Raw genomic sequence first — 13131 nt, 5'->3', positions numbered from 1 at the left:
GGGGCAAGTTCACCCGTGGCGGCAGGTTCACCCCTGGCGGCAAGCCGGCGGCCGGCCCACCCCGGCGCTCGTGACGCGCCGCGTCTTGCGCCCGCCCGCCGGGGTGGGCAAGCTGCGCGCGCCATCAGGCGGGCTGAGGTCCCCAACCCGGTTCCAGGAGCGCACATGGATGAACTCATCACCCGGCTGTCGCAGCGGCTGGATCTGGACCCGGCAACCGCACGCGGGGTCGTGGGCCTAGTGCTGAAATTCCTCGATCGCGAGGCTCCGCGGGAGGACATGGCCCCCCTTCTGGCAGCCCATCCATGGATTCCGGCGCTGCTGGAAGAGATTCCCGATGAGCCTGCGCCACCGGCCTGCGAGCGTCATTTCGGCGGCATGGCGCGGCTGATGCAAGTGGCCGATCGCATGATGGCGCTCGGCCTGACCATGCCGCAGGTGCAGACGGCCGTTCGCGAAACCGTCGCCTATGCCCGTGAGACGGTGGGGGATGACGCGATCAACCACCTTGTGCGCGCCATTCCAGGGCTGCGCCAGGTGGTTTGAAGGCACAAAACGCGGGATGAAGTCGAGACACGTGGCCTCCCGCAGTCGCGGAAAAGGGGCAGCAGGATGTGGACGGGCGGTCCGCAGGATCCATTTCGCCTCCACCACCCTTGAAAAGGCCCCGCGCAGTTCGTATGAGGAGGGCGTGCCGCGGTAGCTCAGCTGGTAGAGCAACGCATTCGTAATGCGTGGGTCGGGGGTTCGAATCCCTTCCGCGGCACCACTTCACTTTGAAATCACAGCAGAACGCTGGGGCTCATAGCTCCCGGCCCTCGGCTAACCTCGGCGTGGTTTTCCTGGCAGGGCCGCTCCTGCACAGCTTCGCTGGCCTGTTCACCGCCTTGCGCCACGGTCGAAGGGCGAGGGCAGGGGCGGGACGTTGCAGGAACAGGCCCGACCTGCGCGCACCCCACATTCGCCGCCGCCGCATATCGCCGGTGCCGAATTCGATCGGGATCATTGGCGAAAATGACCTAATGGCTGCGCTACTCCCGGCCGGCTCGCGGTTCCAACAGGGCGTGGGCTTCCGTCACCGTCGTGTGAATGTGCTCGCGGCCATGGACTGTCGGTAGGACCGCAGGGGCGGATGAACGGTCGTCAGGATCGGAGCGTAGATGTTCAGATGCGGTACGGCGAGGTGAACCGCCCCGATTTTTCGAGACGCCCTCGGCCTTCGCCTTGTTCTGCCGTTCGAACGTGACGGGCGGCAGCATCCCGCCGCGTATGCTTGCGGCGGATGCGTTCGCGCTTGAGCAGGGCGAAGACGCTCTCGGCCACGGCGTTGTCGTGACCGTTGCCGCGATGGCTCATCGAGGGCTGCAGAGCAAGGCATTTCGGGAGTGAAGCTCACTCCCTGCCCGCGACCTGGCTCGCCTAGTCCGAATGCGCCGGCCGCGACCCTTTGGCTTGCCTCGCCAGACGGCGGACATGTGCGGCCTCTTCATCATCGCGGGCTGCGGCGGCAAGCTTCGCGTGCGGCTTCCTTCACTCGTTGAGCGAGCCTGCTCCTTGCCGCAGCCGCGCAGCCGCCTCCGCGACCGGCTGCTCGGTGAGCTGAAGGGCCGTGGCGCGCGTGAAGTCTTTGGTGCGTTCGCTTTGCCACCGGGGGCCTCCTTGCCTCAGGACTTAGGGAAGAAGGCGGCTGCGAATCTCGCGGCGCTTCACCGATCCGCGCGAAAGCGCGCTATATGTCGGTGCCCTCGAGCTGCTCCGCGAGCGGATATTGGGCGCGACGGAAGGCAGAGGGCGGCTGGCCGAACCAGCGGATGAAGGCGCGGGTGAAATTGGCCTGGTCCTCGTAGCCCAGCGCCAGCGCAATCTCCACCAATGGCCGCCGGCTTTCCATCAAGAGGCCAATGGCGCGCGCGCGCCGCGCCGCGTCGACGACCTCCCGATAGGTGTAGCCCTTCTGCCGCAGGCGGCGTTGCAGGCTTTGCACACTTATGCCCGCAAGGCGCGCGGCGCCTTCAATGTCGGAGGATCCCTCCAGCAGGCGCAGTGCGACGATGGCGGACAGGGCGCGGGCGGGTTCCGGGGCGTCCCGCAGTGCAATGTCGGCGTCGACATCACGCAGGCTGAGCATTCTGCCGGGCGGCCGCGCGGGGGCCGCGCGCCGGTGCGCAAGTTCGTCCGGCCGCAGAACGATGCCGGTGCCAGGGCATCCATAGCGGATGGGCGCCTGCAGCCTGTCTTCGAGAAGGCGGGCATCGGCATCGCGCGCATAGCTCACCTCGATGCGTTCCGGCTGCCACTTTGGCCCGAGATATTGCCTCGCGAAGCTGAGCATTGGTGGAAGTAGGTGGTCGGCATGCTGCACGCCGCTGACATCATAGCGCGGAATGACGAAGCGCCAGATGCGGCGCCCGCGATCGGGAGCCAGTTCCAGGCGTGCGCCCGTGAGGTGGGCGGCGCTGGTGAGAATGATGCGGCGAACGCCATCCGCGAGGGTCTCCCCCTGTGCGCCATATTCCGCCCAAAGCCCATAGGCGCGATAGCTCATCTGCACGCCCACCTCGAGGCCGAACAGGCGATCAGCCAGCAGGTGCGCCGCGCGCGAGAACAGGCCCATCATCGCGGCGAGAGGAATGGGCGTGTCAGGCTGGCTGCGCACGAGCAGCGGCACGCTCTCGCTCTCGAAGGTGCGCAGCACGGCCATTTCGCCGGCCTGCGCCTCGAGCATGTCCGGCAGGGATCCGAAGCCGCGTGCCCGCACAAGGGCGATTGTTCTGGATGAGGGCATATCTGTCCTCGCTGCTGACGCGAAATGACAAGCGCCCAAGGCGAACATTGCCCATTGTCTGCCCCGCGAGCAACCGAAAGCGTGGCTGTTCCTCCTGCGGGGGCACGGGAACAGGCGCTTGATGTGGATCGTTGAGAGCGGTCAGTTCGTCCGGTCAGGGCCGGGTCAGTGGGGCGGGCAGAAGGGCGGATTGCAACTCGCGGGGGCTGCTATCCATCCTGATGTCCGCCTGCGCCCGCATGCTCGATGCGGGGCACAAGGCTGGCGGAACAAGTAAGGCGATGCGATGAAACAACTATTTCTTGCAACCGCGGTCGCGGTGGCCATGGGGACGCCGGCCTTCGCGCAGGAGGCGGCCAAGCCGAACATCCTGTTCATCGTCTCCGATGATACGGGCTACGGCGATCTCGGCGCCTATCTGGGCGGCGAAGAGCGCGGCATGCCCACGCCGAACCTTGACCAGCTCGCCGATGACGGCATGCTGTTCACCTCCTTCTACGGCCAGCCGAGCTGCACGCCCGGCCGCGCCGCCATGCAGACCGGGCGCATCCCGAACCGCTCCGGCATGACAACCGTGGCCTTCCAGGGCCAGGGCGGCGGCCTGCCGCACGCGGAATGGACGCTGGCCTCCGTGCTCAAGCAGGCGGGCTACAGCACCTATTTCACCGGCAAGTGGCATCTGGGCGAGGCGGATTATGCGCTGCCGAACGCCCAGGGCTATGACGAGATGAAGTACGCCTTCCTGTACCATCTCAACGCCTACACCTATGGCGACCCCAATTGGTTCCCCGACATGAGCCCCGAGGACCGGGCCATGTTCCAGCGCGTCACCAAGGGCGCGCTGTCGGGCAAGGCCGGCGAGGCGCCGAAGCAGGATTTCCAGGTCAACGGCGAATATGTGAACACGCCTGAGAAGGGCGTGGTGGGCATTCCCTTCCTCGACGAATATGTGGAGAAGGCCGCCCTCGGCTTCCTTGATGATGCCGCCAAGTCGAAGAAGCCGTTCTTCATCAACGTCAACTTCATGAAGAACCACCAGCCGAACCTGCCGGCACCCGAGTTCATCCACAAGTCTCCGTCGAAGAGCAAGTATGCCGACTCCGTGGTCGAGCTCGACACGCGCATCGGCAACCTCTTGAAGAAGCTGGATGAGCTGGGCCTGCGGGACAACACCATCGTCTTCTATACGGTGGATAACGGCGCTTGGCAGGATGTCTATCCCGACGCCGGCTACACGCCGTTTCGCGGCACCAAGGGCACCGACCGCGAGGGTGGCAGCCGCGTGCCGGCCATCGTGCGCTGGCCCGGCCATGTGAAGCCCTACAGCAAGAGCGCGGCCATCGTCGGCGGCCTCGATCTCATGAAGACCTTCGCCTCCGCCGCCGGCATCAAGGAGCTGCCCAAGGAGGATCGTGACGGCAAGCCGATCATGTTCGACAGCTATGACATGATGCCCGTGTGGACCGGCAAGGGTGAACCCACCCGCAAGGCTTGGTTCTACTTCACCGAGAACGAGCTGACCCCCGGTGCGGCCCGTCTGGGCCACCTGAAGGCCGTGTTCAACCTGCGCGGTGACGACGGCCAGCCCACCGGCGGCTTGGCGGTGGACAGCAATCTGGGCTGGAAGGGGCCGGAGAAGTATGTGGCCACCGTGCCGCAGGTCTTCGATTTGCGTCAGGACCCGCAGGAGCGCTACGATCTCTTCATGAACAACTATACGGAGCGTACCTGGGCTCTGGTCAGCATCAACAAGGCGGTCGCCGATCTGATGAAGACCTATATCCAGTATCCGCCCCGCAAGCTGCAGAGCGAGGTTTATACCGGCCCCATCACGATCTCGCGTTACCAGATGTTCGAGAACGTGCGCGGTCAGCTCAAGGAACAGGGCTTCTCCATCGGCCTGCCCACCGGCAACTGAGGCCCCCGCGTAGGCCGGCTCCCACTTGGGGTCGGGCTTTCCACGACATCAACCCCGCCGGTGCCTGACGGCACCGGCGGGGTTTTGCCTTATCGGAGACCGCTTGCGATGAACATCATGCGCCTGACCCTGCGGTGCCTTGCTGCGGCCGCGACGGTGGCCCTTGTCGGCTTGCCCGCCATGGCCGCCGAAGACCCGCTGCCCTCCTGGAACGATGGCGGCAGCAAGACGGCCATCGTCGACTTCGTGAACCGTGTCACGAAAGAGGGCGGTCCGGACTTCGTGCCGGTCGAAAAGCGTCTTGCCGTCTTCGACAATGACGGAACGCTGTGGGCCGAAAAGCCGGTCTATGTGCAACTCTTCTTCGCCTTTGACCGCGTGAAGGCGCTGGCGCCCCAGCACCCCGAATGGCAGACGAAGGAGCCGTTCGCCTCGATCCTGAAAGGGGACATGGAGAAGGCCTTGAGCGGAGGCGACCACGCCATCGCCGAAGTCGTCGCCGCCACCCACGCTGGAATGACCACGGACGAGTTCGCCGAAATCGTGCAGCAGTGGATCGCTGCAGCCAAGAATCCGGAGAAGGACCGGCTCTTCTCGCGCATGGACTACCAGCCCATGCTGGAGCTTCTATCCTATCTGCGCGACAACGGCTTCGAAACCTTCATCGTCTCCGGCGGCGGTGTCGATTTCATGCGGGTCTTCAGCCAGTCCCTGTATGGCATTCCTCCGGAAAAGGTCGTGGGCAGCACCGGCAAGCTGAAGTTCGAGCTGAAGGATGGGCATCCCGACGTGCTGAAGCTGGCCGATATCGATTTTATCGATGATGGTCCCGGCAAGCCGGTGGGCATCCAGATGAATATCGGCCGCCAGCCGATCTTCGCCTTCGGCAATTCCGATGGTGACCTTCAGATGCTGCAATATACCTGTCTGAAGTCGGGCCCGAAGTTCTGCGGCTATGTGCACCACACGGATGCGAAGCGCGAATGGGCCTATGACCGGGACTCCAAGGTCGGCCGGCTCGACAAGGGCCTCGACGCCGCGGCCACCAACGGCTGGACCGTGGTGGACATGGCGAAGGACTGGAAGACGGTGTTTCCTGCGCCCTGAGGCGAGAGGGGCCGGCAGCCCCATCATCTGTGCGCCGATCGGGGCCCCCGTGTCAGGGGGGCTCCGATCGGCATGTCAGGTCGGGCGGTGCCCTCAGGCGGCCGCCGCGAAGTTCGTCACGAAGTCGTCCACTGCCTTGCGCAGCTCGTGGGCCTGCTCGGAGAGCCCGCTCGAGAGCGTCATCAGCTGGGTCGAAGCCGCGCCCGTCATGCCCGCCGCCTGACCGACGCCGGAAATGTTCTGCATCACCTGATGGGTGCCGCTGGCCGCCTGCTGGCAGTTGTGCGCGATCTCGGAGGTTGCGGCGCTCTGCTGCTCCATGGCGCCCGAAATCGCCTCCGCGATATCCTTGACGGTGCCGATGACGCGGGCGATTCCGGTCATGGACTGCACCGAGGTGTTGGTGGCCTGCTGGATCTCGCCGACCTTGCTGCGGATGTCTTCCGTCGCCTTGGCGGTCTGCAGCGCCAGCTGCTTGACCTCCTCGGCCACCACGGCAAAGCCCTTGCCAGCCTCGCCCGCCCGCGCCGCCTCAATGGTGGCGTTGAGGGCGAGAAGATTGGTCTGGTCGGCGATGGTCTTGATGAGGTTGATGACGTCCCCGATGTCGGATGCCGCCGATGCGAGATCGGAGATCCGGGCATTGGAGGTTTCCGCTTCGGTGAAAGCGGTGTCGGCGATCTGAACGGAGGTCGCCACCTGCCCGTTGATCTCGCGGATGGAGGCGGCCATCTCCTCGGAGGAGGCGGCGACCGTCTGCACATTGGAAGAGGCCTCCTCCGCCGCGCCGGACACCGCCTGTGCCTGGCGCGAGGTTTCCTCGGCCGTAGCCGAGAGGTTCTTGGCTGCGTCCGCCACCTCGCGGGAGGAGCCGGCAAAGCCCGTCGCCAGGCGCTGCATGTGGTCGACGAAGTCCTTCGCCAAACGCTCGCGACGGGCCAGGATGTCACGTTCCGCATTGTCGCGCGCGGCCTGCTGCTCCTTCAGCCGCTCGCCTTCCACCATACGGTCGCGCATGTAGACCACGCTGGTGCCGATGACACCGATTTCGTCGCTGCGTTCCGCGGTCTGAATCTCCACGTCCAGATTGCCGTCGCCGATGGCGCGCAGCTCGGTGGAGAGGCGGTCGAGCGGGCGAAGAATGGACCGGGCGAAGAAATAGGACGCCACGCTGAGGACAGCCATGACAACGACGATAATGCCGATCAGCACCCGCATCTGCGAATAGAAGGCCGCGTCGATGTCGTCCACGTAGACACCGCCGGACACCACCCATTCCCACGGGGCGAACCCCAGTTCGAAGGAGATCTTCTGCCGCGGAGTGGGGTCTGCACCCGGCTTCGGGAAGTAATAGGTGGTATAACCGCCATTACCTCTTCCGTTCGCAAGCTGATTCTGAACGAAGAGGTTGCCGAAGGCATCCTTCTCATTCATCGCATTCACGCCTTCGCGCTCCGGGCGCGCGCCGTGCAGCACCGTCACGCCCTCTTGATTCAGCACGAACAGATAGTTGGTACCGTCGAAGCGGGTCGAGTGGATCATGTCCGCCGCCCGCTGGTGCGCCACATCCAGGCTGATCTTGCCGTCGCGGACCGCCTGATCGAGCCCCTTGAGCTGCGTCACAGCCATCTCCACGATGTTGTGAATCGCAGCTTTGCGCTCATTCATCATGCTTTTGTACAAGTCCACCAGAAATACAGTGGTGATACCGACAAGCCCTATCATAAAAGTTGCAATCAGAATGATGAGGCGAGCTTTCAGCGAAATCGAGCGCATCGTAGATTACCCCTTATTGCGATACGCGAGGTCACTGCAATTAGTGGCGTGATGAACGGCGATGTATAGCCGAAAAATGAAAACTCGCTCCAGTTTGCAAGTGAATGTGCGATTTCAGCCAATTCTGCTACAAAACTGTTCAGTCTATGTAGACGGAAGGCTAATGCGTTGCTGTATCTCGCTGTTTATATGTAGGTACCTTGGTGGGGCATTATCGATCGCGGGTGGAACGATACCTTGGGGGAACGGTGCGCGCCGGCCCCTCCCGCCTCCATCTCTCCTCCTCGCGCGTCAGCGGGCAGCCTGCCGCAGGGCTGGGAGTGCCCTTGGGGGATCTGGTGCCGCCGCCCGCCGTCCTGTCGCTTTCGGGGTGCGGTCGCGCGTTGGTGGAGGTAAGAGGTGGCGCGCTGCCCGCCTCCTCTTTGCCGTGGCATGGTCGAGGCGAGGGCACTTTGGCGCTGAGCTCCCCCGGGGCCGGCTGCCGCAAGGAGACGGGCGAGATGACACCGCATGAGGCCAAGACCCCCGTTGCGGGTGCTGGAGCGACATTGGCAATGGCGGCCGCCTGCGGCATCGCGGCGGGCAATATCTATTACAACCAGCCGATGCTGGAGGTGATCGGGCGCGATATGCCGGGGCCTCTCATCGGCAGCATTCCGACGGCGACCCAGCTCGGCTACGCCGTGGGCCTGTTCCTGCTGGTGCCTCTGGGTGATCTCGTGGAGCGGCGTCGGCTCATCGTCACGCAGTTCTTGGTGCTCGCCATGGCGCTGGTGCTGGCGGCCCTGGCGCCGAGCGCGCTGGCGCTGGCCGTCGCCTCATTCGCGGTGGGCCTCGCCTCCACAGTGGCCCAGCAGATCGTGCCCCTGGCCGCTGAGCTGGCACCGCCGGAGCGGCGCGGGGCGACGGTGGGCATGGTGATGTCGGGGCTGCTGAGCGGCATCCTCTTCAGCCGCACCCTGGCCGGCTTCGTCGCCACCCATGGCGGGTGGCGGGAGATGTTCTGGCTGGCCGTGCCGCTGTCGCTCGGCGCCGCCGGTCTCATGGCGGCGGTGCTACCCCACAGCCGGCCGGATTCGGACCTGGGTTATGGACGGCTGCTGCGTTCCATCTTCGATCTTTGGAAGGAGTTCCCTGCTCTGCGCGTCGCGGCGCTCACGCAGGCGGCGCTGTTCGGAGCCTTCACCATCTTCTGGACCATCCTGCCGTTCCGCCTTGCCTCGCCGCGGTTCGATCTTGGTGCGGATGTGGCGGGCCTGTTCGGCCTCGTGGGGGCGGTGGGCATTTTCGCCGCGCCGCTCACGGGGCATTTAGCGGATCGGCGCGGGCCGGCGCTGGCGGTCATGGTGGGGGTCACCGTCACGCTGGCGTCCTGGGTTCTGTTTGGTGCCTGGGGGGCCATAGCGGGCTTAGTGGTGGGCTGCATCCTGCTGGATTTCGGAATCCAGAGCGCGCTGGTGTCCCACCAGCACATTGTCTATGCCCTGCGCCCGCAGGCGAGGGCGCGCATCAACACCGTCTTCATGGGCACCATGTTCATGGGTGGGGCGCTGGGTTCGGCCCTCTCCCTTCTGGCCTGGCACCAGGGCGGATGGGGCCTGGTGTGTCTGCTGGGCGTCGCCTTTGGGGCGTTCGCCACAGCGCTGCAGGTGCGCGTGCAGCTTCTGCGGCGCTGAAGCCGGCTGCGGACGGGGAGGGGCGAGCGGAGGCGGATTTGTGTCCCCGCTCGCTCCTCGTAGCCTTGGCGCGCGGCTCAGGCCTGTTCAGGGGCCAGCCTCTTCCATTGGCGCAGCGGAGCGGTTTCGTCCGGCCTTCCGGTCTGCTGGAACGATCGCGGCGGCGCAGGTTCATGCGGTTGATTTCGCGAGGGCCTTGCGCCCTGCTGCCGGTTCTCTGTCGCACGCTCCGGGGCTGAGGCCTGCTCCCCTGTCCGCAGCCTTCAGGGCGAGGCGTGGCGCGTTTCCTGCACGCGATCGGCGATCCCCTTCGCTCGAAAATGCCCCAGGCGGACGCTCATGAAGACGCCCTCGCAACGCGCCCCAGAAGCACGCTCAAAGGGGGCCGGTTGCGGCCCATGATCCGGCGCGAAAAATGAAACCGCCCGGGCCGAGGGGCCCGGGCGGTTTCAGCGCAGTGACGGTGCCTGCCCCGCGCCCCTGTGGAGCGCGGGGAAGCCGGATCAGTAACGGGCGTCCGGAGGCCTCTTGCCGTTCGGCCAGTCCTTCACCTTGCCGGGGAAGTCGGGGCGCGGCATGTGGCTGAAGTATTCGGCCACGTCCACCGCATCCTGGTCCGAGAGGCCGCCCTGTCCCAGCGGGAACTTCTCGTGGAAGCCGATGGGCATGTTGCGCTTCACGAACGCGGCAGCGGTGTAGGTGCGGGCCATGCCGGCGCCGATGTTGAAGGACTTGTCGCCCCACAGCGGCGGGTAGATGAAGTTGCCGTTGGCATCCTGCAGGCCTTCGCCGTCGGCGCCATGGCACACGGCGCACTGGGTCGTGTAGACCTGCTTGCCGTTCTCCACATTGGGCTTGATGTTGCGGTCGATCTTGCCGACGCCGCGACCTTCAACCTTGTCCTCAGGCTTCGTGGCGCCCTTCATCCAGTTGAAGTAGGCGACCATGGCCTTCATGTCGTCGCCGTCATTGGCGAGCGGCTTGCCGTTCATGGAGCGCTGGAAGCAGCCGTTGATGCGGTCCTCCAGGGTGATGACGCGGCCCGCCCGAGGCTGATAGCTCGGGAAGAAGGCCGACACGCCCACATAAGGCGAGCCATCCGCCACCGTGCCGGCATTCAGGTGGCAGCTGGTGCAGTTCAGCACGTCGCCCACATTGTTCGGCAGCAGGGTGTGGGTCTCGGTGTTGAGGCGCATGCCCCACACGAGCTGCTTTGCATTGGACTCATTCAGCATGTTGGCGAGGCGCGGCGTCTCGAACTTGGACATGTCGACCTTGGGGTCGAGCAGGGCGCGCGCCTTCTTCACCTGATCCGCGCTCACCGCAGAGGCCTTGTTGCCCCAGTTGCTGCGGATGAAGGTGAGGATCTCGGCCACTTCCTGGTCATCCAGGCGGGCAAAGCCCGGCATGGTGAAGACACGGGGATAGGCGTTGGTCTCCGCCGTCTTCCACCCGGTAAGGGTGATGTGGATCAGCGTCGCCGGGTCATCGGAATTGACGGTGGGGTTGCCCGCGAGCGGCGGGAACACCTTGGGCACGCCCGCGCCGTTCAGGCGGTGGCAGTCCGTGCAGAACTGCGCGTAGGCAAGCCCGCCCCGGGTGGTGAACATCGCTTCCGGCACCGTGTCGTTCTTCGGCAGCGGAGTGACTTCATGGGGATTGGGGGTCGGCAGCGACTTCAGATAGGTGGCGATGGCCACGAGGTCATCGTCGGTGAAGTGCTGGGTGGAGTTGTGGATGACCTCCGTCATGGAGCCGGAGACGGTCGCGAAGCGGTTCTGGCCGGTCTTCAGCAGCTCCACCGTGTCGGGCACGGTCCACAGGTCACGAAGGTTGATGGCGTTCCATTCCTCGACCTTGGCGCCGGAGACGAACTTGTCGCCGTTCGCGCCGCGGTTGGACATCGCCACTTCCTGGAAGCCGATGCCGCGCGGCGTGTGGCAGGCGCCGCAGTGGCCGAGGCTCTCGACCAGATAGGCGCCACGATTCCACACCGCGTCCTTGCTCGGATCCGGCTCGAAGGGCTTGCTGTTCAGGAAGGCGAAGTTCCAGAAGGCGAGGCCCCAGCGCTGGTTGAAGGGGAAGCCGATGCCGATCGCCTTGTTGGGCTCGGAAACGGGCTGAACGCCCTGCATCAGGTACGCGTAAAGGGCGTACATGTCGTCGGGCGAAACCTTCGCGTAGGACGGATATGGCATGGCCGGGTACAGGTGCACCCCGTCCGCCGTCACGCCCTTGCGCATCACGCGGTCGAATTCGCCGAACGTGTACTTGCCGATGCCGTTTTTCGGATCCGGCGTGATGTTCGTGGAATAGAGGACGCCGAAGGGCGTTTCCAGCGGCAGGCCGCCGGCCATGGGGTGCCCGCCCGGGGCGGTGTGGCAGGCCACGCAATCGCCCATTTCGGCGACATACTTGCCACGTGCGATCAGGTCCGCATCAGCGGTCTTGGGCAGCGTGCGGCCCGTGTTCTCGACAGGCGGGGGAGTGACGATCCACCAGAAGACGCCGGCCCCAACCACCGCTGCCGCAGCCACCACCGCGCCCGCGATCCTCCATTTCGATCTGCGTTTTCCTGATACGTCGTTATCCATGACATCGCCTCCGGGTGCGAACGGCAGCGATGGGCCGGAAGAGGCTGGCGCCTGGGGAAATGGTTCCGGCCCCCCCAAGGTGCCGGTCCCGCGCGCCTCTCTATGTTCCGATCAATCCTGCCGTGGCGTACCTATGCCGAAAAACTAGCGAGGGAATTTTGCGCCGCATTGACGTGTCGCAACCGTAAAATATTTCACAGTCTGTGACGAGTTAGAAAAATTCGAAGGCCACAGGTTGTGGAAAGTGTTTTGCCGCGCCAATGATTTAACGCGTTCCAGCTGGGCGCCGCTGCCGCCCTGGATTGCAGGCGGGCCTGCACGGCACACCGCGCTTTCGCGCCGCGTGGGGCACGACGTTTCCCTTAATGGGTGCGGCGCAGCAGGTCGGCGGGCAGCTTGCGGCACACCTCGGCGATCTGCGTCAGCAGCGGCGCCATGGCCGATGTCTTACGCCACAGCAGGCCGATGCGGCGGCTGGGGTGGGAATCGACGAAGTCCAGCAGGTGGATGCTCTCCCCCTGCTGCGGCTGGCCCTTGATGGCGAGCATGGGCAGCAGCGTGATTCCCGCGCCGGCCACCACCATCTGGCGCAGGGTTTCCAGGCTGGTGGCGCGGAACTCACTGGTCTCCCGCGCGCCGGAAAGCTGGCACACTTCAAGCGCCTGGTCGCGCAGGCAATGGCCGTCCTCCAGCAGCATCAGATTGTGCTGGCCCAGCTCCTCCAGATGGAGGCTCTGCCGTTTGGCCAGGGGGTGGTCGCCGGGAACCGCCAGCAGGAAGGGTTCCTCGAACAGGAATTCGCTGTGCAGGTGGTGGTCGTGGACGGGGAGGGCCAGGAAGGCGGCGTCCAGGGTGCCGGCATTCAGCCGCGCAATAAGGTCGGCGCTCTTCTCCTCGAACAGCAGCAGTTCCAGCTGGGGGAAGCGCGCGCGGATCATGGGAACCACATGGGGCAGCAGGTAGGGGCCCAGCGTGGGGAACACGCCCAGCCGCAGGGTGCCGCCTTCGGCCGCCTGGCTGCGGCGGGCCGCCTCCTTCATCTGCTCCACTTCATTGAGAATGCGGCGCGCCCGTTCGACGGCATCGCGGCCGGCGGCGGTGAGCATCACCTTGCGGGGCGCGCGCTCCACCAGGGGCACGCCCAGCTCTTCCTCCAGCTTGCGAATCTGCATGGACAATGTCGGCTGGCTCACCAGGCAGGCTTCCGCGGCGCGGCGGAAGTTGCGGTGATCGGCCAGGGCGACGAGATATTGCAGCTCGCGAAGGGTCATCTCG

At 65.3% G+C, this 13131-nt stretch carries 8 protein-coding genes, 1 tRNA gene and 1 pseudogene; 5 read left to right on the top strand and 5 right to left on the bottom strand.

The window, feature by feature from the left end; genetic code table 11:
- Positions 1-165 precede the first annotated feature (165 nt).
- On the top strand, positions 166-546 hold the full coding sequence (locus L0966_RS04880) for a hypothetical protein (RefSeq protein ID WP_234050689.1): 381 nt from the start codon (positions 166-168) through the stop codon (positions 544-546).
- Positions 547-693: 147 nt separating this feature from the next.
- Positions 694-769: transfer RNA gene (locus tag L0966_RS04875), tRNA-Thr, on the top strand.
- Between the two features lie 482 nt (positions 770-1251).
- On the opposite strand, the pseudogene L0966_RS22440 reads toward L0966_RS04875, so the two are convergent.
- Together L0966_RS22440 and L0966_RS04865 are read right to left on the bottom strand one after the other, a co-directional pair.
- Positions 1252-1368 (bottom strand): annotated as a pseudogene (locus tag L0966_RS22440) (IS3 family transposase); the annotation flags it as partial.
- A 361-nt stretch (positions 1369-1729) separates the two neighbouring features.
- Positions 1730-2785 (bottom strand): AraC family transcriptional regulator, encoded by a 1056-nt coding sequence (locus L0966_RS04865; RefSeq protein WP_234050687.1) that lies wholly within the window; start codon positions 2783-2785, stop codon positions 1730-1732.
- Between the two features lie 286 nt (positions 2786-3071).
- Between L0966_RS04865 and L0966_RS04860 the strand changes: the two genes are divergently transcribed.
- Both L0966_RS04860 and L0966_RS04855 read left to right on the top strand, forming a co-directional pair.
- Complete coding sequence (locus L0966_RS04860) at positions 3072-4703, top strand: arylsulfatase (protein ID WP_370640623.1); 1632 nt, start codon at positions 3072-3074, stop codon at positions 4701-4703.
- 117 nt (positions 4704-4820) lie between these two features.
- Positions 4821-5810 carry an HAD family phosphatase gene (locus L0966_RS04855; RefSeq protein WP_234050837.1) on the top strand — a complete coding sequence of 330 codons (990 nt, stop codon included), beginning with the start codon at positions 4821-4823 and terminating at the stop codon, positions 5808-5810.
- Positions 5811-5903: 93 nt separating this feature from the next.
- Here L0966_RS04855 and L0966_RS04850 read toward each other — a convergent pair whose 3' ends face one another.
- Positions 5904-7481, bottom strand: a complete 1578-nt coding sequence (locus tag L0966_RS04850) for a methyl-accepting chemotaxis protein (RefSeq protein ID WP_234050686.1) — start codon at positions 7479-7481, stop codon at positions 5904-5906.
- Between the two features lie 605 nt (positions 7482-8086).
- Between L0966_RS04850 and L0966_RS04845 the strand changes: the two genes are divergently transcribed.
- On the top strand, positions 8087-9262 hold the full coding sequence (locus tag L0966_RS04845) for an MFS transporter (protein WP_234050685.1): 1176 nt from the start codon (positions 8087-8089) through the stop codon (positions 9260-9262).
- A gap of 503 nt (positions 9263-9765) precedes the next feature.
- Here L0966_RS04845 and L0966_RS04840 read toward each other — a convergent pair.
- A complete protein-coding gene (locus L0966_RS04840; protein WP_234050684.1) occupies positions 9766-11856 on the bottom strand; it encodes a c-type cytochrome in 2091 nt (696 codons plus the stop codon).
- Between the two features lie 362 nt (positions 11857-12218).
- Positions 12219-13127: a DNA-binding transcriptional regulator OxyR gene (gene oxyR, locus L0966_RS04835; protein ID WP_234050683.1), complete on the bottom strand. Its 909-nt coding sequence runs from the start codon at positions 13125-13127 to the stop codon at positions 12219-12221.
- Between the last annotated feature and the right edge of the window lie 4 nt (positions 13128-13131).

It is taken from the genome of Xanthobacter sp. NM-59, from assembly GCF_021401125.1.
GTDB lineage: Bacteria > Pseudomonadota > Alphaproteobacteria > Rhizobiales > Xanthobacteraceae > Xanthobacter.
The sequence above is the reverse complement of the archived record's forward strand: the minus strand, read 5'-3'. Positions and strand labels throughout refer to the sequence as shown.